General features: G+C 65.6%; 20 protein-coding genes. 11 read left to right on the forward strand and 9 right to left on the reverse strand.

Translation table 11 applies throughout. From position 1 onward, the window contains the following. Positions 1 to 8 precede the first annotated feature (8 nt). From ACZY0Q_RS02450 to ACZY0Q_RS02465, 4 genes are read right to left on the reverse strand one after another with little or no spacing between them, the layout of a single operon-like run. Positions 9 to 488, reverse strand: coding sequence for a YbaK/EbsC family protein (locus tag ACZY0Q_RS02450; RefSeq protein ID WP_463914256.1), 480 nt, complete (start codon positions 486 to 488; stop codon positions 9 to 11). Between the two features lie 3 nt (positions 489 to 491). Continuing rightward, positions 492 to 1,385, reverse strand: coding sequence for an SURF1 family cytochrome oxidase biogenesis protein (locus ACZY0Q_RS02455; protein ID WP_463914258.1), 894 nt, complete (start codon positions 1,383 to 1,385; stop codon positions 492 to 494). Then, the gene (locus tag ACZY0Q_RS02460; protein WP_463914260.1) at positions 1,386 to 1,661 is read right to left on the reverse strand and encodes a hypothetical protein; all 276 of its coding nucleotides are present in this window, start codon (positions 1,659 to 1,661) and stop codon (positions 1,386 to 1,388) included. It abuts the gene before it with no gap. After that, positions 1,658 to 2,092: a DUF3099 domain-containing protein gene (locus tag ACZY0Q_RS02465; RefSeq protein ID WP_463914262.1), complete on the reverse strand. Its 435-nt coding sequence runs from the start codon at positions 2,090 to 2,092 to the stop codon at positions 1,658 to 1,660. The genes ACZY0Q_RS02460 and ACZY0Q_RS02465 overlap by 4 nt, the downstream gene beginning before the upstream one ends. Before the next feature lie 145 nt (positions 2,093 to 2,237). Between ACZY0Q_RS02465 and ACZY0Q_RS02470 the strand changes: the two genes are divergently transcribed. Continuing rightward, entirely contained in the window at positions 2,238 to 2,963 is a 726-nt protein-coding gene (locus tag ACZY0Q_RS02470) for a beta-ketoacyl-ACP reductase (protein ID WP_463914264.1), read from the forward strand. A gap of 40 nt (positions 2,964 to 3,003) precedes the next feature. On the opposite strand, the gene ACZY0Q_RS02475 is transcribed toward ACZY0Q_RS02470, so the two are convergent. Then, positions 3,004 to 3,381: a DUF5655 domain-containing protein gene (locus ACZY0Q_RS02475; RefSeq protein ID WP_463914267.1), complete on the reverse strand. Its 378-nt coding sequence runs from the start codon at positions 3,379 to 3,381 to the stop codon at positions 3,004 to 3,006. Positions 3,382 to 3,540: 159 nt separating this feature from the next. On the opposite strand from ACZY0Q_RS02475, the gene ACZY0Q_RS02480 reads away from it, so the two are divergent. Together ACZY0Q_RS02480 and ACZY0Q_RS02485 are read left to right on the forward strand one after the other, a co-directional pair. Then, on the forward strand, positions 3,541 to 4,293 hold the full coding sequence (locus ACZY0Q_RS02480; RefSeq protein ID WP_463914270.1) for an SDR family oxidoreductase: 753 nt from the start codon (positions 3,541 to 3,543) through the stop codon (positions 4,291 to 4,293). A gap of 174 nt (positions 4,294 to 4,467) precedes the next feature. Continuing rightward, positions 4,468 to 5,313, forward strand: coding sequence for a VOC family protein (locus ACZY0Q_RS02485; protein ID WP_463914273.1), 846 nt, complete (start codon positions 4,468 to 4,470; stop codon positions 5,311 to 5,313). A 17-nt stretch (positions 5,314 to 5,330) separates the two neighbouring features. Here ACZY0Q_RS02485 and serB read toward each other — a convergent pair whose 3' ends face one another. After that, positions 5,331 to 6,224 (reverse strand): phosphoserine phosphatase SerB, encoded by an 894-nt coding sequence (serB, locus tag ACZY0Q_RS02490; protein WP_463914276.1) that lies wholly within the window; start codon positions 6,222 to 6,224, stop codon positions 5,331 to 5,333. A 171-nt stretch (positions 6,225 to 6,395) separates the two neighbouring features. Between serB and ACZY0Q_RS02495 the strand changes: the two genes are divergently transcribed. From ACZY0Q_RS02495 to ACZY0Q_RS02515, 5 genes are all read left to right on the forward strand, one after another. After that, entirely contained in the window at positions 6,396 to 7,181 is a 786-nt protein-coding gene (locus ACZY0Q_RS02495; RefSeq protein ID WP_463914279.1) for an ABC transporter ATP-binding protein, read from the forward strand. A gap of 18 nt (positions 7,182 to 7,199) precedes the next feature. After that, positions 7,200 to 7,985 (forward strand): sulfite exporter TauE/SafE family protein, encoded by a 786-nt coding sequence (locus tag ACZY0Q_RS02500; RefSeq protein ID WP_463914282.1) that lies wholly within the window; start codon positions 7,200 to 7,202, stop codon positions 7,983 to 7,985. A 7-nt stretch (positions 7,986 to 7,992) separates the two neighbouring features. Continuing rightward, positions 7,993 to 8,817 carry a TrmH family RNA methyltransferase gene (locus ACZY0Q_RS02505; RefSeq protein ID WP_463914285.1) on the forward strand — a complete coding sequence of 275 codons (825 nt, stop codon included), beginning with the start codon at positions 7,993 to 7,995 and terminating at the stop codon, positions 8,815 to 8,817. A gap of 122 nt (positions 8,818 to 8,939) precedes the next feature. Beyond that, positions 8,940 to 9,197 (forward strand): type B 50S ribosomal protein L31, encoded by a 258-nt coding sequence (locus ACZY0Q_RS02510; protein WP_463914288.1) that lies wholly within the window; start codon positions 8,940 to 8,942, stop codon positions 9,195 to 9,197. Between the two features lie 113 nt (positions 9,198 to 9,310). After that, a complete protein-coding gene (locus ACZY0Q_RS02515; protein WP_463914291.1) occupies positions 9,311 to 10,402 on the forward strand; it encodes a lipoate--protein ligase family protein in 1,092 nt (363 codons plus the stop codon). Between the two features lie 51 nt (positions 10,403 to 10,453). On the opposite strand, the gene pepN is transcribed toward ACZY0Q_RS02515, so the two are convergent. Next, a complete protein-coding gene (pepN, locus tag ACZY0Q_RS02520; RefSeq protein WP_463914294.1) occupies positions 10,454 to 13,096 on the reverse strand; it encodes an aminopeptidase N in 2,643 nt (880 codons plus the stop codon). Between the two features lie 52 nt (positions 13,097 to 13,148). Next, complete coding sequence (locus ACZY0Q_RS02525; protein ID WP_463916222.1) at positions 13,149 to 14,138, reverse strand: YeiH family protein; 990 nt, start codon at positions 14,136 to 14,138, stop codon at positions 13,149 to 13,151. A 203-nt stretch (positions 14,139 to 14,341) separates the two neighbouring features. Here ACZY0Q_RS02525 and ACZY0Q_RS02530 point away from each other — a divergent pair, with 203 nt between their 5' ends. The 3 genes from ACZY0Q_RS02530 to ACZY0Q_RS02540 all read left to right on the forward strand — a co-directional run bounded on the left by ACZY0Q_RS02530 (position 14,342) and on the right by ACZY0Q_RS02540 (position 17,748). Continuing rightward, the gene (locus ACZY0Q_RS02530) at positions 14,342 to 15,898 is read left to right on the forward strand and encodes a circularly permuted type 2 ATP-grasp protein (RefSeq protein WP_463914297.1); all 1,557 of its coding nucleotides are present in this window, start codon (positions 14,342 to 14,344) and stop codon (positions 15,896 to 15,898) included. Positions 15,899 to 15,973: 75 nt separating this feature from the next. Continuing rightward, a complete protein-coding gene (locus ACZY0Q_RS02535) occupies positions 15,974 to 16,900 on the forward strand; it encodes an alpha-E domain-containing protein (RefSeq protein ID WP_056339904.1) in 927 nt (308 codons plus the stop codon). Then, positions 16,897 to 17,748 carry a transglutaminase family protein gene (locus ACZY0Q_RS02540; protein ID WP_463914301.1) on the forward strand — a complete coding sequence of 284 codons (852 nt, stop codon included), beginning with the start codon at positions 16,897 to 16,899 and terminating at the stop codon, positions 17,746 to 17,748. The genes ACZY0Q_RS02535 and ACZY0Q_RS02540 overlap by 4 nt, the downstream gene beginning before the upstream one ends. 39 nt (positions 17,749 to 17,787) lie before the next feature. Here ACZY0Q_RS02540 and ACZY0Q_RS02545 read toward each other — a convergent pair whose 3' ends face one another. Then, on the reverse strand, positions 17,788 to 18,285 hold the full coding sequence (locus tag ACZY0Q_RS02545) for a pyridoxamine 5'-phosphate oxidase family protein (protein ID WP_463914304.1): 498 nt from the start codon (positions 18,283 to 18,285) through the stop codon (positions 17,788 to 17,790). Positions 18,286 to 18,314: the final 29 nt, after the last annotated feature.

Consider the following 18,314-nt stretch of genomic DNA (forward strand, 5'->3'; position numbering starts at 1 on the left):
TTCAGTCGTCAGCGGACTGTTAGTTCCTCGGCGTCTGTGATCCGCTGCAGGTCTTCGTAGGTGATGCGGAACATTGAGTTGTGGTCTCCTGCTCCGGCCCAGAGGATTTTGTGGGCCTTGAGGGAGTTGTCCAGGAGTGTCCTGATCTTTGCCGGGTGGCCTATGGGGGCTACTCCACCTACTTCCTGACCTGTATGTTGCAGGACGAAGGCGGCGGCGGCCCGGCGGATCTTTCCTGTTCCCAGCTGTGCCGCCACGAGCTTTGTGTCCACTTTGGCGGCACCACTGGCCAGGATCAGGAGCGGGACGCCGTCGACGTCGAAGATCAGGCTGTTGGTGATGGCCGCGACGTCGCAGCCGAGGGCCTCCGCCGCGGCAGCCGCCGTCGGGACCGTCGTGTCGAAGATCCGCACTGTGTCCTGGACACCGGCTGCGGTCAGGGCGCTTTTCACGTTCGCCACCGGGGCGGCAATCTCCACACTGTGCATGCGTCAGTAGCCCTGCGCGTCCAGAAGGGCGTCTTCCTCTTCTTCTGAGGTTGCTTTCTTGCCTTTGCGGGCAACCGTCGGACGACGGCGGGCTGCCGCGGCGGCGGAGTGCACCGGGCTGCCGGAGTCGCGCGACCCGTCTTCACCGTCCGGCTCGTCTTCGGCGTCGATCGCGGCGTTCCTGGCCTGCTGCCTTGCGGCATACCCGAAGCCCACGAACATCAGCACGCCGAACGCGAACCACTGCAACGAATAGGACAGGTGCGTGCCTTCTTCGGTGGCCGGCTTGGGGAACGGAAACGGCATGTCAGCCGGGGCGGGAGTTTCAGACGCGAGCTGTCCGTAGGCGCCCGTCAGGACCGGATATCCCAGTTGGCCTTCGTAGGTGGGGAGATCGATGGAAGCAAGCTGGCCCTCGGGGGCACCACGGTCCAGTTGGGGCTCCCCGTGCTTGAGGCGGACTACGGCGGTGACTTGGCCAGCGGGAGGCGCCGGAATGGAATCGGGGCTGCCTGGGTTCTTGTTGCCGATGGGCAGCCAGCCGCGGTCAATTACCACGGTTTCGCCGGTCTCGAGCGTGAACGGGACAACCACCTCATACCCGGGCTGCCCGTTCAGCGGACGGTTGCGGACAATGCGCTGACCGTCGGGATCGTACGTGCCCAGGAGTTGCACCTGGGTCCATTCCTTCGACGGGTCCAGCGCGGCGAACTCGTCCCTTGCCTCGTCGAAGGAGATGGGTGTGGCGGAGTAGTTGGTGACCACGCGGTTGATCTCTGCGAGGGTCTCTGCGCGGCGGTCCATCTGCCAGCGGCCAAGGAAGACGCAGGCAGCGGCAAAGATGGCGGCAAGGAGGAGGTATCCCAGCCACTTGCTGGAAAAGAGGAAGCGGTACATTCAGCCGTCCTGCCCTACCGGCGCCTGGGCGGCGTCCTGCCCGGCCTCCAGGATCAGGGTTTCCTTCCAGAGCCCGCGGGTCTGGAGGTAGTCTTCGAGCCAGTCACGGTGCTCGTCGCAGGCAAGCCAGGTTTTGCGGCGTTCAGGCGTATGGATTTTGGGGTTGTTCCAGAGCAGTTGCCAGGAGGCTTCCGAGCGGCAGGCCTTGCGGGAGCACATGGCAGCCATGGCCGACGGGGGACCAGCGGTCCCTGCGGCCAGGTCAAAAATGTTCATGAGGCGCGCCGTTCCTGTCCTTGCGTGGGTTCGTCGTCGTCATCAATAAGCTCGCCCTGGATGACTGCGGACGTGGAGCCGTCCTGCTCAAGCGGCCCGGCTGGGCTTTCCAGCTCGGCAAGCGGGGCCGAGTCCAGCAGCGAGTCGCTGTGGACCTCCGCCTGGTCGCTGCCGTTCGCGATCACCACCGCGATCCACGGGAGGAAGACGGCACCGGCGACCATAACGAGCTTGAACCAGCCGTCCACCACAAATATGAGGATGAGGCAGACCATGCGGATTCCCATGGCCAGCGCGTACTTGATCATGCGCTGGCGCATGTCCTCCGAGTGGGCCTCCGCCGCGTCCGTAATGCTGTGGACCCCGGAATCCCCAGAGAACCTTTCGGGGTCTCCGGGCACGGACTGTCCGGCATGGTTTTCAAGGGTCACGGCTGATTGATCACGCTCCAAAGGCTTGCCTTAATTCTCTCACCATCGGCAGTGGCGCCCAAACGCGGGCTAAGATCGGAGGCAGCAAAAATCACACCCGTCTACTACCCGCGGCTAAACATGCCGCAGAATCCCGGAGCGTTTAATGTCTGAAGCAGTTACAACGGCCCGCAGCGTCCTGATCACCGGTGGAAACCGCGGCATCGGCCTGGCCATCGCGCAGGCTTTTGTGGCCAACGGCGACAAGGTGGCCGTGACGTACCGGAGCCCGTCGGAGCTGCCTGCCGGGATTCTGGGTGTGAAGGCCGATGTCACTGACGAGGCCTCCGTGGATGCGGCCTTCGCCGAGGTGGAGGCTGCGCACGGTCCCGTTGAGGTCTTGGTGGCAAACGCGGGAATCACCAAGGACACGCTCCTGATGCGGATGAGCGAAGACGACTTCACATCGGTGATCGACACCAACCTCACCGGCGCTTTCCGGGTCATCAAGCGCGCCTCCAAGAACATGATCCGGGCGCGCAAGGGGCGCGTGGTCCTCATTTCCTCGGTCTCGGGCCTCTATGGCGCGCCGGGACAGATCAACTACTCCGCATCCAAGGCCGGCCTGGTGGGTATCGCCCGGTCCCTGACCCGGGAGCTCGGCTCACGCGGGATCACAGCAAACGTGGTGGCCCCCGGATTCATTAACACGGACATGACGGCGGAACTGCCCGAGGCCACCCAGAAAAACTACCTCTCCGGCATTCCTGCCGGTAGGTTTGCCGAGGCGTCGGAAGTGGCGAACGTGGTCCGTTGGATTTCCAGCGACGAGGCCGCCTACATTTCCGGCGCCGTCATCCCCGTTGACGGCGGACTCGGCATGGGCCACTGACCTCGAAAAACTGACCACAGAACACTGACCAAGAGGCCCGTCAGGCGGCGGCTTCGAACGCTTCCCGCAGCCAGGCGGTGACCTCGGCGTCGACATCCCCAGCGGTGTTCAGTTCCAGGTGGTGCATCCACACGCCGTGGGACGGCTGGACCACTTCCTTGAATCTGGGCGAGTCAATTCGCCGTGAAAGTGCGATGGAGAGAACGGCCGGCACGCCGGTCCTGAGGTGCCGGCGTGGATTCCAGACGTAGGCGAAGCCTCGCCTGTTCCGGAAGGACACCTGGCTGCTTGTGGCGCGCATGGTCGCGGGCACGGCGTTCATGATGGCGCTGTGGACTGCCTCGCAGAGTTGAAGTCCGGCAGGTGAATCCCTGAAGACTTCCTCCGGTGTGGATGCCGTCCCGGCGCTGCCCGTCATAGGGGGAGCATACGCCGGGCGGAACACTGCCGGGAGGCTCCGCGGAACTAGCGGGAACTGCCTTCTTTGTGGGGGTCACACAAGCGAATGTGGAGAAGTCGCTGGCATGATGGACTCCAGACCTCATGCGATTTAGACGTTTCGAACAAAGGAGCCCATATGGGACTGCTGGACAACAAAACTGCCATCGTGACCGGATCCTCACGGGGAATCGGCGCCGAAGTGGCCAAGAACCTCGCTGCCGAAGGCGCTGCCGTCGTAGTGAATTACCGCCAGAAGGCGCCGCGAGCTAACAAGGTGGTCGCAGGAATCGAGGCGACCGGCGGCCGCGCCACCGCCGTAGGGGCGGACCTCACCACGCAGGAAGGCGTGCAGGCCCTGGCCAGCGCTGCCATGGAGAACTTCGGTTCGCTGGACGTCCTGGTGCTTAACGCTTCCGGCGGCATGGAGTCCGGCATGGCAGACGACTACGCCCTGAAGCTGAACCGCGATGCGCAGGTCAACATGCTGAACGCCGCCGTGCCCCTGATGAAGGAAGGCTCCCGCGTGGTTTTCGTGACCAGCCACCAGGCCCACTTCATCAACTCCGTGCCCACCATGCCGGAATACGAGCCTGTGGCCCGCAGCAAGCGTGCCGGCGAGGACGCCCTGCGTGCGCTCCTCCCGAACCTCGCGGAAAAAGGCATCTCGCTGGTGGTTGTCTCCGGCGACATGATCGAGGGCACCGTCACGGCGACGCTGCTGGACCGCTCGAACCCGGGCGCCATCGAAGCCCGCCGCGCCGAGGCCGGAAAGCTCTACTCCGTGGAGGAGTTCGCTGAAGTTGTGGCCAGCATGGCTACAGCCGAGGTTGAATCCGGCCACACGGAGTACGCCGGCGGCTCCGACTACTTCGGCAAGGGCGCCGAGTAGCGTTTCCGGGCATCCCGCAAGGGCAGCTTCTCCACGCGTAAAACCCATCACCATGACGAGCCCCGGGCGGTACTGCTGCCCGGGGCTTTTGTCTGTCGCGAAGCCCGGCGTTCCTGGCGAAGGCGTCTGTCGAGGGCGTTGTTTATGGGGGCAACGCCGCCTAGGGTCCTATGCATGGCACAGCAACGAGAGGTGACGGGCCGTAGCTATCCGGCAGGTGTGCCCTGCTGGGTGGACACCGAGCAGCCCGAGGTGGAGGCCGCCATCCACTTCTACGGCGGAATCTTCGGGTGGGAGTTCGAGGACGTTGCCCCACCCGGCAGCACTGGCAGGTACGTCATAGCCACCTTTGGGGGCCACGAAACGGGCGCGATCGCGGGCCCCGGCACAGGTGCCGGCTCGTGGAATACGTACATTTCCGTCGACGAAGCAGATGCTGCCGCGCGCCACCTGCTCTCCGTCGGCGCAACACTGAAATCGGCCCCTGCCGATGCGGGCTCAGGTGGCGTGCAGGCGGTGCTGGCGGATCCCGAAGGTGCCGAGTTCCGCATCTGGCAGGCCCGCGAGCGACTCGGTGCCCAGGCGGTCAACCTTCCCGGCGGATGGAACTTCAGTGACCTCCACACAACAGACACCGAGGCAGCAGCCGCCTTCTACACAAAGGCATTCGACTGGCAGTTCGACACCCTCGACTTCGGCATCATGATCCGCCGCCCCGGATACGGCGATCACCTCGAGGCAACCGTCGACCCCAACATCAGGGTCCGCCAGTCGGGCGACCTCGTGCCCCGCGGCTTCGAGGACGCCGTTGCCTGGCTTGCCTCCGCGGCGCCCGGTGAGCGGCCGCATTGGCACGTGACGTTTACGGTCGCAGACCGGGACCGTACGGCCCAGGAAGCGGAGCGACTCGGCGCCGTCGTCCTCGGGCAGGACGATAGCGAGTGGACCCGCACCGTCCTGATCCGGGATCCCGGCGGAGCCGTTTTCACCGCAAGCCAGTTCACGCCGCCGTCGGGATGATCCGACCCGGCGGAGCTTCAGACCCCGGCGATGTGGCGCACCGCATCGAGGTACGGCATGTTGATCGCGGAATCCGCGACGGCCCGGACCGCAGGTTTGGCGTTGAACGCCACACCGATCCCTGCGGCCCCGAGCATATCCAGGTCGTTGGCGCCGTCGCCCACGGCAATGGTGTGTTCCATCGCGATGCCTTCGGCGGCCGCCCACTCACGCAGGTATTTTTCCTTCGCCGCACGGTCGATGACGGCGCCGAGCACCTTGCCGGTCAGGGCGCCGTCCACAATTTCAAGTTCGTTGGCGAGCCAGTAGTCCAGGCCCAGATCCTCCGCGATGGGACGCAGGATCTGGTTAAACCCACCGGACACCACGGCCACCACGTGGCCGGCTGCCTTGAACGCTGCAACCAGCTCAGCGGCACCTTCGCTCAGCTTCACTTCCGTCCGGACGGAATCGACGACGGCGGCCGGCAGTCCTGCGAGCACGGCCACCCGCGCGTGGAGGCTCTGCGCAAAGTCCAGTTCACCTCGCATCGCGGCTTCGGTGACTGCCGCTACTTCCTCCCGCTTGCCCGCATAGGCCGCCAGGAGTTCAATGACTTCCTGCTGGATCAGCGTCGAATCAACGTCCATGATCAGCAGCTTCCGCGGAGCCGCACGCAAACCTGCGGGAACGATGGCGGTGTCCAGGCCATCCTGCGCCACCTCAGCCACCGCCCTGCGGAGGGCGGAAATGCCGGCGTCCGTGCCATCGGCGATGGCGAGCTCGGTGATGTGGACCTCAAACCGGCTGTCCCCGCCCCGTGATTCGGATTGGACCATGGCGCCACTGCCCGTCAGGGCGGCGCGCAGGGTGTCGAGCCCGGGGGCGGTCAGTTTTGGGCCATAGCTGACCGCAGTCACGTTCGAAGTCATGGCTGCAATCTTAGTCAGCGGGGGAGAACCACCCGAATTGATTGCGCCAGGTTGATGGCGAACCCCCGCGGGCCAGCCGGCAGGGCGGGGCGGTGACCGTGCGTGTGACGCGTGTCGCTGTCCAGGTTTGAGTTATCAGTCCGTCCCTGTTTTGTCCTAGTGTCTACTCCTATGAGTGATGTTCTTGAATTGGCCGCCGTCAGCGTTGTCCGTGGGGCTAAAACGCTCCTGAACAAGGTGGACTGGCAGGTCAAGGAGGGCGAACGCTGGGTTATCCTCGGACCCAACGGCGCAGGCAAGACCACGCTCCTGCAGATTGCTGCCGCCCGGCTTCACCCCACCAGCGGCATGGCCGGCATCCTGGAGGAAATCCTCGGCAACGTGGACGTGTTTGAACTCCGTCCCCGCATCGGCCTGTCCTCCGCCGCCCTGGCCAACCAGATTCCCGGGCACGAAACTGTCCTCAACGTTGTTGTCACCGCGGCGTACGGCGTCACCGGCCGCTGGCGCGAGGGCTACGAGAAGGCTGACGAACGCCGGGCCTTCAGGCTGCTGAATGATTGGGGCATGGGGCCGTTCCTGAACCGGCCGTTCGCGTCGCTGTCCGAGGGTGAGCGCAAGCGGGTGCAGATTGCCCGTGCCCTGATGACTGATCCGGAACTCCTCCTGCTGGACGAACCGGCCGCCGGCCTGGACCTGGGTGGGCGCGAGGACCTGGTGCACCGCCTTAGCGAACTGGCCGGTGATGCGTCCGCTCCGGCCATTGTCCTGGTCACCCACCACCTCGAAGAAGTGCCGCCGGGCTTCACCCACGCAATGTTGCTCCGTGACTCCAACGTGGTGGCGTCCGGACCGCTCGAGGGCGTGCTGACGGCTGAGCACCTCAGCAAGACCTTCGGCGTGGAACTCGACGTTACTGTCAACGCCGGCCGCTACACCGCCACCGCCCGCCGCTAGGCCGCGGCGCCGCCAACCGTGGATCTTCTCAGCAACATCTTTGTGTTTTTTGCCGGCCTGTGGGCCGGCACCATCAACGCCGTTGTAGGCTCCGGCACCCTGGTCACGTTCCCGGTCCTGATCGCCCTCGGGATAACTCCCGTCGTGGCTTCCATGAGCAACGCGATGGGCCTTGTGGCCGGCACCGCAGCGGGGGCGTGGGGGTACCGCCGCGAGCTCAAGGGCCGAGGCTTGCAGCTGCTGAAGCTCCTGCCGGCGTCGCTGCTGGGCGGCATCACCGGAGCCTGGCTGCTGCTGCACCTGCCGGAGAAGGTCTTCCACTACGTCGCCCCGGTCCTCCTGGTCCTGGCCCTGCTGATGGTGGTGTTCCAGCCTCGGCTCCAGTCCTGGGTCCGCAATCGCGAGGAGAACCCCGAGCATGCCGTACGGGACAAAAGGCACGGCGTCCTCCTGATCGTGCTGGTGTACCTGGCCGGCGTCTACGGGGGCTACTTCGTGGCCGCCCAGGGCATCCTCCTCGTCGGAATCCTGGGCGTGTTCCTCACCGGCACCATCCAGAACGCCAACGCCATGAAGAACATCCTGGTCCTCGGCGTGAACCTCGTCGCCGCGGTGTCCTACCTGCTCTTCGCCTTCGACCGGATCAACTGGCTGGTGGTGCTCCTGATCGCCGTGAGCTCCACCATCGGCGGTCTCCTGGGCTCCAAGGTGGGGCGGCGGCTGTCCCCGGCTGTGCTGCGGACCATCATCTTCGCGCTCGGCCTGATGGCCCTGGGCTTTATGATCGCCAACCTGCTGAAATAATCAGCCGGTGACAATCCACTATCTTGAATCCGCCGGGGACCCCCGCGTCTCCGACTACACGCAACTGACCGACGTGCACCTGCGGAAGCTCCGCGAACCGGCTGAAGGAATGTACATCGCCGAATCCTCGCGGGTCCTCCGCCGGGCCTTGGCGGCAGGCCACCAGCCAAGGTCGTTCTTCCTGGCGGAAAAATGGCTGGCTGACCTGCAGGATGTCCTCAGTGCCTACCCGGACGTTCCCGCCTTTGTCGGCAGCGCCGCCCTGCTCGAAGAGATCACCGGATTCCACCTCCACCGCGGCGCCATGGCAGCCATGCAGCGGCCGGAACCGGTGCCCCTCCGCGAGCTGCTGGCCGGCGCACGCCGGGTTGCGGTCCTGGAGGACATTGTGGACCACACCAACGTGGGCGCCATCTTCCGGTCGGCCGCGGCACTGGACATCGACGCCGTCCTGATTTCACCGCGCTGCGGCGATCCGCTCTACCGCCGTAGCGTCCGCGTCAGCATGGGAACGGTCTTCCAGGTGCCGTGGGCGCGGCTGGAATCCTGGCCGCAGGACCTGTCGCTGCTCAAGGAAGCCGGCTTCACGGTGGCCGCGCTCGAGCTCACCGAAGACGCCGTGGACGTGGATGGTCTCGCCGCGCGCAATCCGGACCGGCTGGCCTTGGTGCTCGGCACCGAAGGTGCCGGCATGAGCGCCGAGACGCTTGCCGCCGTCGACCTCGCCGTGAAAATCCCTATGCGCACCGGCGTGGACTCCCTCAACGTGGCGGCGGCCTCCGCCGTGGCGTTCTGGGAACTCCGGCCCCGCGGTTCGCGGGGTCCGCGTTGATCAGCTATTATTAACAGCTGGCTGTCCTGCGCTTTCTGCCTTGCGGCAGTGAAGCAGACACCAGCCATCCCATTCATACCTGGCAGCTGGCAAAATCCAGTTGTGCGAACAAAGGCCCCATTATGAAGTCTGATATCCACCCGAAGTACGAAGCTGTTGTTTTCAACGACCTGGCTTCCGGCGTCAGTTTCCTGACCAAGTCCACCGTGTCTTCCAAGAAGACCATCGAGTGGGAAGACGGAAACACCTACCCGGTTATCGACGTCGAAATCTCCTCCGAGTCCCACCCGTTCTACACGGGCAAGCAGCGCATCATGGACTCTGCAGGCCGCGTCGAGCGCTTCAACGCTCGCTTCAAGGGCTTCGGCGGATCGAAGTAATTCACTTCACCCCCAAGGTTCTTTGGAAAGCCCGCACCGGCAACGGTGCGGGCTTTTTGCGTCTGGGCTTTTGTCGTTCCGGGAAGCCCTGATCGTGGGGCAGGATGGATGGCATGACTGCCACACCATTTGCCCTTGAAGACCGCCCCCGCAGCCACCACGGTGAGTACAAAGTCCCCGGCGGCAAACTTGTGGTGGTGGACTTCGACGTTGTGGACGGTGTCCTTGCCGATGTCTCCCTCAGCGGCGATTTTTTCCTCGAACCTGACGAGGCGCTGCCTGCCATCAACCGGGCGCTGACAGGACTTCCGGAAAACACGACGGCGGCGGAGCTGTCCGCGGCAGTCACCGCTTCGCTGCCTCCCGGCGCAGTCCTGTTCGGCTTTTCGGCCGACGCCGTGGCCGTCACCGTGCGCCGCGCCCTGGCCAAGGCAACGGCCTGGACCGACCACCACTGGAACATCATCGCCCCGACGGTACTGCCCACGCATATCAATGTCGCCCTGGATGAGGTGCTGACCGAAGAGGTGGGCGCAGGCCGTCGCAACCCCACCCTGCGGTTCTGGGACTGGGAGGAACCATCCGTGGTGATCGGCAGTTTCCAGTCCTTCAGGAACGAGCTGGATCCCGACGGCGTGGCCCGGCACGGCATCAGTGTGGTCCGCCGGATCAGCGGCGGCGGAGCGATGTTCATGGAGGCCGGCAACTGCATCACCTACTCCCTGTACCTGCCGCAGACGCTGGTGGACGGGATCAGCTTCGCGGACTCGTACGCGTTCCTGGACGCCTGGGTGATGGCTGCCCTCGAGAAGATCGGGGTGACGGCGTTTTACGTACCCCTGAACGACATCGCCACGGACCAGGGAAAGATCGGCGGTGCTGCGCAGAAGCGCCTCGCCAACGGGGGCATGCTGCACCATGTCACCATGAGCTACGACATCGATGCCGACAAAATGGTGGAGGTGCTGCGCATCGGCAAGGAGAAGCTCTCGGACAAGGGGACGCGCAGTGCGAAGAAGCGTGTTGATCCGCTGCGCCGGCAGACCGGGCTGGCCCGCACGGAGATCATCGCGGCCATGATGGAAGTGTTCAGTGAACGGTACGCCGCCACCCCGTCCGAACTCACTGCCGCTGAGCTCAGTACCGCCCGGGACCGGGTGGCCACCAAGTTCGGTGCCGAGGATTGGCTGCACCGGGTTCCCTAGAACCTTCATCGACTGCTCCGTAGACGCCGTTTTCACGGGTCAAAAGGGCCCTCACGGAGCAATCGATGGTGAAGCCACGGCCTGTGCGGTGAGCGCCCGGAGCAGGTGGCTCCGCTGCTCCACAATGATCCGGCGCAGCGCCCGGGGCGCGTCGGTGTTGGCCGTCAGCCAGGCATCCGTGCGGAGCACCACGGCGTGGTCCGCTGGCAGGGTCTCCGCCGCCAGATTCTGCGTCATGGGATACAGCCCCCGGACGATCCTGCTGGCGATTTCGATGCTCCGGTGGTCCCAAACGCCGCGGAGGCACTCAAAGTAGGGCTCCACATAAGGGTCCAGCAAGGCAGGGGGAGCCGTGGCAAAGCCGGCGATGGTGGCGCTGAGGAGCTGGTTCGACAACTCCGTCCCCTCCACGGCTTCCCGCCAGGCGGCAGCCTTCACGTCAGGCTCCGGTCGGGCGGCCAGTGCGGTGGCGTGGCCCGCCCGGCCTGAGGCGGTGGTGTCCCGTTCGAGTTCTGCGTCCAGCTCATCGGCGGTGGCCTGCCCGTTGGCCGCCAGGGCCTGCCAGAGGCTCCAGCGCAGCTCGGCGTCAACGGCCAGGCCGTCCACCACCACCGCGCCGTTCAGGAGGCCCCTGAGCCGGGGGAGGAGGGCAGCGTCGTGGCGGCTGACGGCGGCGAGCGTCCGCGCCCAGGCCAGCTGGTGGTCCGAGCCCGGCGCAGCCTTACCCAGCTGGGCCTCAGCCGCCGCCAGGAAGGAGCCACGCACCGCGCCGCGTTGGGCGAGGGGGGTGTAGCGTTCGACGGCGGTGGAGGCGTTCTCGAGGATGTTCAGCAGCACGCCGATTCCCGCTTCGGACGGTCCGAATTCCGTTACGGCCTGCACATAGCGGGAGGCCGGGCTGTCGCCGTCGCGGGCGGAGTTCCACAGCGCAGTCCAGCAGAGGGCGCGGGCCATGGGGTCGGTGATCCGGTCCAGCGAGGCCAGGACTGTCGCCTCGGACACCGGGTCCAGCCGCACTTTGGCGTAGGTAAGGTCATCATCGTTGACGAGCAGGAGGGCAGGCCGCGGCTGCCCGGCCAGTTCCGGGACCTCGGTCCGCGCTCCGGCAACGTCCGTTTCGATGCTCCCGGTGCGGACCAGGGCGCCGTCGGCGTCAAAGTTGTACGAGCCCACGCGCAGCCGGTGCGGACGCAGCTCCTCCCGTCCGGTAACGGCGTCTTGGCTCTCCTGGACGATTGTCAGTGCGCCGAGGACGCCGTCGTGCGTGTCTGATTCCAGCGACAGCGTGGAGATGCCGGAGGTCTGCAGCCAGGCGGCAGCCCAGCCAGCCAGGTCGCGGCCGGAAGAAGCACTGAGGGCTTTCAGGAGGTCCGCCAGGGTGGTGTTCCCGTAGGCATGGTCGAGGAAGTACTGCCGTGAGCCGGCGATGAACGCGTCAAACCCCACGTATGCCACCAGCTGCTTGAGCACGGACGCGCCCTTGGCGTAGGTGATGCCGTCGAAGTTCTGCTTGGCGGCCTCGAGGTCCGGGATGTCGGCAACAATCGGGTGGGTGGTGGGCAGCTGGTCCTGGACATAGGCCCAGGCCTTGCGTTTGTTGGCGAAGTTCACCCACGCCGTATCCCAGTCGGTGGCACGGTCCACGCCGAGGGTGCCCATGTAGTCCGCAAAGGACTCCTTCAGCCACAGGTCGTCCCACCACTGCATCGTGACGAGGTCGCCAAACCACATGTGCGCCATTTCATGCATCAGTGTGTTGGCCCGCGCCTGGTACTGAGCGTCGGTGGCGCGGGACGTGAACACATAGCTTTCGGTGAAAGTGACCAGCCCCGGATTTTCCATCGCGCCCAGGTTGTATTCCGGGACAAAGGCCTGGTCGTATTTCCCCCAAGGGTAGGGGTAGTCGAACAACCGGTTGAAGAAGTCCAGCCCGTTTTTGGTCAGGCGGAAGAGCTCCGCAGCATCGAAGGATTCCGCCATGGAGGCCCGGCAGTACAGGGCCAGGGGCACCTCCAGCGGCGTGCCGTCGTCGAGCGTGGCGCTCCAGTGGTCCTGGGCCTTGAAGTACGGCCCGGCAAGCACTGTGGTGATGTAGGTGGACATGGGGCGGGTGGCGGCAAAGTCCCAGCGGCTGGTGTCCGGATCGCTGGTCAGCTGCGTGCAGGCCGCTTCAATGCCGTTGGAGGCCACCTCCCAGCCGGACGGTGCCATGACGTGGAACGTGTACTCGGCCTTGAGGTCGGGCTGTTCAAAGTTTGCGAATACGCGCCGGGCGTCGGCGGGTTCGTACTGCGTGTAGAGGTAGCACTGGCCGTCGGCGGGATCCACAAAGCGGTGCATGCCCTCACCGGACCGACTGTACAGGGCGGTGCCGGTGACGGTGACCTGGTTTTCTGGCTGCAGGTTGTCCAGCTGGATCCGGGAACCGTCCACAACGTCGGCCACGGGGAGTCCAACGCCGTTGAGGAACACGCTGTGGACCTCGCCGGCGATGAAATCCAGAAATGTAGACGCCGCCGCCTCCTGCCCCTGGCCCGGAACGGCTGCGGAGAAGTTGATGACGCTGCGGCTGGTGTAGCCCGCCACGTCGGGGTCCGCTGCCTGCCGCACATCCAGGGAGACGTCGTAACTGTGGGTGCTGATCAGGGCTGACCGGTGAGCGGCTTCATTGCGCTGCAGATTCTCATGTGACACTCAGCTATCTAATCACGGGTTCCGGGGCCGCGGCTCACCATCCGGCCGCGGCCTAGGCGGTCATCAGCAGGGCCGCTGTCAGGCCCAGCACCGCGATCAGCAGCCACGCCGCCAGCGCTGCGAGCAGTGCCCTCGCTCCGGTGTGCAGCAGCGTGCGGATCCGCACGGCGGACCCGAGACCGAACAGGGCCGCCCCTAGGAGAATGTCCTGCAGCCCGGCACCGGCGTCGAGCCAACCGGCGGAGAGCCATCCCGTGGAGCGGAGCGCCACCATGGCCACGAACCCCACCACGAACAGGGGCACCAGCGGTGGCAACGCCTGGTGGCTCGAAGTGCTCATGCGGTGGTGCACGCCTGCAACGGCAACCACCGGCGCCAGGAGCAGCACACGGGTGAGCTTAACGACGACGGCGATGCCCAGAGCCGCGGTGCCGGCAGTCTGCGCCGTGGCCACCACCTGGCCGACGTCGTGCACGGACGCACCCGTCCAGGCGCCGAAAGCGAGCGGGCTTAAGTGCAGGGGATGCATCAGCAGCGGCAGGATGCCGATCGCCAGGGTGCCGCACAGTGTCACCAGCGCCACCGGCAGGACGGTATCCGCATGCCGGATCCGGCGCACGGCCGCCATGGCTCCGATGGCGGACGCCCCGCAGATCGAGAAGCCCGTAGCTACCAGCAGCGCGGTCTCACGCGGAAGTCGGAACAGACGCACCAGCAGGTAGGTGCCGCCGAAACTCAGGAGCACCACGCAAGTGATGAGGACCATCGCCAGCCAGCCCAGGCCCAGGATGTCCATGATGCTCACTTTGAGGCCCAGGAGGACAATGCCACCGCGCATCAGGTGCTTGCCCGCGAAGTCGAGGCCCGGGCGCGCCCGGCCAGCGATCCAAACCGCCGTGCCGGGCAGGTTTGCGGCAAGCAGGCCCAACGCAACGGCAGTGGTCATGGCCGGCAGCGCCGGCACCACGGCATGGACGGCGAAAGCGACCGCCAGGGCAGGGATAGCCGTCAGGAGGCCAGGCAGGAGCCTGCGTGAACGCATCGCCCCACCGCGAAGGCGGGCCCGCAGGGCGCTGCCGCGGTCGCTGTTCCCGCCGTCTCCGAAGCTCTCGGGATTACTTGTCACTGGCACTCACTAACCTTGCCGGATAGGACACAGATCCAACGAACCGGCATTGCCCCGGCAACACGCCACAATGGATGGCAGTAATGAATTCGAAACAAAAAGATGGTTGGCTTTAGGACATGTCAGACCTATTTCAGGATTACTCCGAGGCCGCCGAACGTACCGGTGCCTACGACGAGATGTTCGCTCCCGGCCAGGAAGCACGCGAGTCGTACGGCCAGGTGGCCGACGCCCTTAGCAAGCTCTCCCTCGCTGACGTCAGCGCCAGGGCAGACTCCATGGCACGGACCTTCCTGGACCGCGGTGTCACCTTTGACTTCGCGGGGGAGGAGCGGCCCTTTCCGCTCGACATCGTCCCCCGCGTTATCCCCGCTGATGAGTGGACGGTGCTGGAAAAGGGCGTCGCACAGCGGGTCCGGGCCCTGGAAGCCTTCCTCAACGATGTCTACGACAAAATGAACGTGGTGGCCGACGGCGTCATCCCGCGCCAGCTCGTCACCACCAGCGCCCACTTCCACCGCCAGGTGCATGGCTTCGAACCGGCCGGCGGAGTCCGCGTCCACATCTCCGGCATCGATGTGGTGCGCGACGCCGCCGGCACCTTCCGCGTCCTGGAAGACAATGTGCGGGTGCCGTCAGGCGTCAGCTACGTCCTGGAGAACCGCCGGGCCATGGCCAAGGGCCTGCCCGAAGCATTCGGGCAGCAGCTCATCCGGCCCGTGGAAGAGTACCCCCGCCGGCTGCTGTCCGCCCTGCGCAAAACGGCGCCCTCCGGCGTCGACGATCCCACAGTGGTGGTGCTGACCCCCGGCGTCTTTAACAGCGCCTACTTTGAACACACCCTGTTGGCCGGCCTGATGGGCGTGGAACTCGTCGAAGGCCGCGACCTCATCTGCCGCGGCAACCGGGTCTACATGCGCACCACGGCAGGTGAGCAGCGCGTGGACGTGATCTACAAACGCATCGACGACGAGTTCCTGGACCCCCTGCAGTTCCGCTCGGATTCCATGCTCGGCTGCCCGGGCCTGGTCAACGCTGCCAGGGCAGGCGGCGTGACAATCGCCAACGCCGTGGGCAACGGCGTGGCCGACGACAAACTTGTCTACAGCTACGTTCCGGACCTCATCCGCTACTACCTGAGCGAGGAGCCCGTCATCGCGAACGTGGACACGTTCCGGCTGGAGGAGAAGGAATCCCGGGAGTATGTCCTGGACAACCTTGCCGAGCTTGTGGTGAAGCCCGTGGACGGCTCCGGTGGCAAGGGCCTGGTCATCGGGCCGGACGCCTCCAACGACGAACTCGAGGCCTTGCGCAAGCGGGTCGTCGCTGACCCGCGCGGCTGGATCGCCCAGCCGGTCCTGCAGCTGTCCACGGTTCCCACCCTCGGTGGGGACAAATTCGGCCCCCGGCACGTGGACCTGCGCCCCTTTGCCGTCAACGACGGCGACGACGTCTGGGTCCTTCCCGGCGGACTCACCAGGGTGGCGCTCAAGGAAGGCTCCCTCATCGTAAACTCCAGCCAGGGCGGCGGTTCCAAGGACACCTGGGTGCTGGCAGACTCACCCCAGGTGCCGGTGGAAACTGTTCCGCGGCCCACCATTTCCATCCGCGAGCGGGTATCCGTCTGGCCAGTGGAGAGCAACTGGCGCGACCGCCAGTCGGAGCAGCAGCAGTGAGCCGGGCCATCGAACCGGCACAATTGTTCACGGGGTCATCCCCACAGATTTCGGACGCGCAGGAGGTCACCGCGAATGCTTAGCCGTATTGCTGAGTCCCTATTTTGGATCGGCCGCTATGTGGAGCGGGCCGACGGCACCGCCCGCATCCTGGACGTGCACCTGGAACGCCTGAACCACCTCCCCATGGACGAACGCCGCAGGGTGGCCCAGGAACTGCTCGCAGTGATGGGCGCCCGGCCGCAGAGCGAAGACTTCGGCCTGCCCGAACTCCTCCACGCCCTGGCGTACGACAAAACCAGCGCAACCTCCATCGCCGGGTCGCTGGGGGCCGCGCGTGAGAATGCCCGCCGTGCCCGCGAGACCGTGTCCTCGGGCCTGTGGGAAAGCCTCAATACCACCTACTACGGGCTGAGCCAGCACCGTAAGGACGTTGTGGGGACGTACCGCTTCTGCAACTGGACGCTGGAACGGACGGCTATGGTCAGCGGCCTGGCCGACACCACGGTGAGCCATGACGAAAGCTGGCTGTTCCTGGTGTTGGGCCGGTCCCTGGAGCGCGCCGACATGACCGCGCGGATGCTCTCCACCCGGGATGTCCTCTCTGCGGGCATGTCCTGGGTCAACATGCTGCGGTGCGCGGGGGCCTATGAGTCGTTCCTGCGGACGCGCCGGGCCGCGTTCGGGGACCAGCATGCCGCCGAGTTCCTCCTGCTCGACCGGCTGTTCCCGCGGTCCATCGTGTACGCCCTGCGCGACGCCGATGAGTGCCTCGCAAAGCTGGACCCTTCGGCGCAGCGCGTGGGCTTCATCAACGACGCCCGCCGGATCGTGGGTCAGGCCCGCACGTTCCTCGAGTTCCACCGGACGGACGATCTGATGTCCGAACTGCCCGAGCACATGGAACGCGTGCAGAAGGCCGTCTCTCAGGCCTCGGACGCCATTTCCCGTAAATACTTCAATCAGGCAGACGAACTGGCCTGGGTGGGAGAAGTTTCATGACCCGGCTCAGCATCATCCACACCACGGCCTACAAGTACAACAAGCGGGTCACGCTCTCCTATAACGAGGCCCGCATGACACCGCTGACCGACCCCCAGCAGGTGGTCCTTGAATCCGTGCTCAAGGTCTCGCCGACGCAGGCGGCCGTGAGCAACTACCGGGACTACTGGGGCACGCGGGTCACCGCCTTCGACATGCAGATGCCGCACGACCACCTTGAGGTCATTTCCAATATCACTGTCGAAGTACACCGGGCAGAAAAAATCCCCGCCGACGCTGACATCGCCGGCTGGGACGTCCTGGCCTCGAAGGAATCGTTGAACGCGTTCAGTGACTGGCTGCCGCAGTCCCAGCTGAGCGGTCCCGGTGACGAGGTGCTGGGCATCATTCCAGGTGTCGTGGAGGGCAAGAACCCGCACGAGGCCGCCATGGCCATCTTCGAGTGGATGCGCGGCGAGATGACATACATGTCCGGTTCCACAGCGGTCACCACCAACGCCGAGGAAGCCTGGGGACAGCGCCAGGGCGTCTGCCAGGACCTCGCGCACCTCGCCATCGGCGCGCTGCGCAGTTGCGGGATTCCCGCCCGGTACGTTTCCGGTTACCTGCACCCGAGGTCGACGGCGGCCATCGGCGAGACGGTCGCCGGACAGTCACACGCGTGGCTGGAGTTCTGGGACGGCGAGTGGCGCAGCTGGGATCCCACGAACCACAAGCCGGCGGGGGACTACCACGTCACCGTAGCCAGGGGCCGTGACTACCGGGACGTGCCCCCGCTCAAGGGCATTCTGTCCGGCGGCGGAGGCTCGGCGCTCAGCGTGAGCGTGGAAATCACCCGCCTGGCTTAGGCGGGGCCTCCACCGCGGCGTGGCCGGGTTTTTCCTGCACTACTCGGGAGCTGCCTTGGCTGCTCCGCTGAGCTGGGTCCACCAGGTCATGGGCGCGGTGACCTTGAACCGGCGCCCGGTCACAATGTCCGGGCTCACCCGCACAAACGTGTCCTTCGTCCCCGCCTGCCATGGGAAAAGATACAGGGCTGCGGAGTCCAGGATGCCCTCGGTTCCAGTGATGGCCTTCGCCGGTCCCTTGACCACCACGCTCCAGGCCAGGCCACTGACGGCATCCACGCCATCGGCCTCCAACGCCACGGCGGCACCACCCGAGGCGGCGGCCAGCTTCGTTCCTGCGCCGGTGCGGAAGACCAACGTTCCGCCATCCACGGTGTAGTTGATGGGGAAGATATCAGGCTGGCCGTCCACCAGGACGGCCAGCCTGCCTACGGAAACCGTCCGCAGCAATGCCCAACATTCGTGGTGTTCTAGGTTTTGGACCTGGGCCGTGGACTCGCTGGAGTTGGACTCGCCGGACGTTGCTTCGCTGCTCATGCCGCCGAGCCTACGCCCAACGCGCCGGA

The sequence above is a fragment of the Pseudarthrobacter lactosi genome, from assembly GCF_055412785.1.

Bases quoted from the DNA above. Each gene is read 5' to 3' on its own strand.
- ACZY0Q_RS02450 (WP_463914256.1), bottom strand. From the start codon at position 488: ATGCACAGTGTGGAGATTGCCGCCCCGGTGGCGAACGTGAAAAGCGCC.
- ACZY0Q_RS02455 (WP_463914258.1), bottom strand. From the start codon at position 1,385: ATGTACCGCTTCCTCTTTTCCAGCAAGTGGCTGGGATACCTCCTCCTT.
- ACZY0Q_RS02460 (WP_463914260.1), bottom strand. From the start codon at position 1,661: ATGAACATTTTTGACCTGGCCGCAGGGACCGCTGGTCCCCCGTCGGCC.
- ACZY0Q_RS02470 (WP_463914264.1), top strand. From the start codon at position 2,238: ATGTCTGAAGCAGTTACAACGGCCCGCAGCGTCCTGATCACCGGTGGA.
- ACZY0Q_RS02475 (WP_463914267.1), bottom strand. From the start codon at position 3,381: ATGACGGGCAGCGCCGGGACGGCATCCACACCGGAGGAAGTCTTCAGG.
- ACZY0Q_RS02480 (WP_463914270.1), top strand. From the start codon at position 3,541: ATGGGACTGCTGGACAACAAAACTGCCATCGTGACCGGATCCTCACGG.
- ACZY0Q_RS02485 (WP_463914273.1), top strand. From the start codon at position 4,468: ATGGCACAGCAACGAGAGGTGACGGGCCGTAGCTATCCGGCAGGTGTG.
- serB (WP_463914276.1), bottom strand. From the start codon at position 6,224: ATGACTTCGAACGTGACTGCGGTCAGCTATGGCCCAAAACTGACCGCC.
- ACZY0Q_RS02495 (WP_463914279.1), top strand. From the start codon at position 6,396: ATGAGTGATGTTCTTGAATTGGCCGCCGTCAGCGTTGTCCGTGGGGCT.
- ACZY0Q_RS02510 (WP_463914288.1), top strand. From the start codon at position 8,940: ATGAAGTCTGATATCCACCCGAAGTACGAAGCTGTTGTTTTCAACGAC.
- ACZY0Q_RS02515 (WP_463914291.1), top strand. From the start codon at position 9,311: ATGACTGCCACACCATTTGCCCTTGAAGACCGCCCCCGCAGCCACCAC.
- ACZY0Q_RS02525 (WP_463916222.1), bottom strand. From the start codon at position 14,138: ATGCGTTCACGCAGGCTCCTGCCTGGCCTCCTGACGGCTATCCCTGCC.
- ACZY0Q_RS02530 (WP_463914297.1), top strand. From the start codon at position 14,342: ATGTCAGACCTATTTCAGGATTACTCCGAGGCCGCCGAACGTACCGGT.
- ACZY0Q_RS02535 (WP_056339904.1), top strand. From the start codon at position 15,974: ATGCTTAGCCGTATTGCTGAGTCCCTATTTTGGATCGGCCGCTATGTG.
- ACZY0Q_RS02540 (WP_463914301.1), top strand. From the start codon at position 16,897: ATGACCCGGCTCAGCATCATCCACACCACGGCCTACAAGTACAACAAG.
- ACZY0Q_RS02545 (WP_463914304.1), bottom strand. From the start codon at position 18,285: ATGAGCAGCGAAGCAACGTCCGGCGAGTCCAACTCCAGCGAGTCCACG.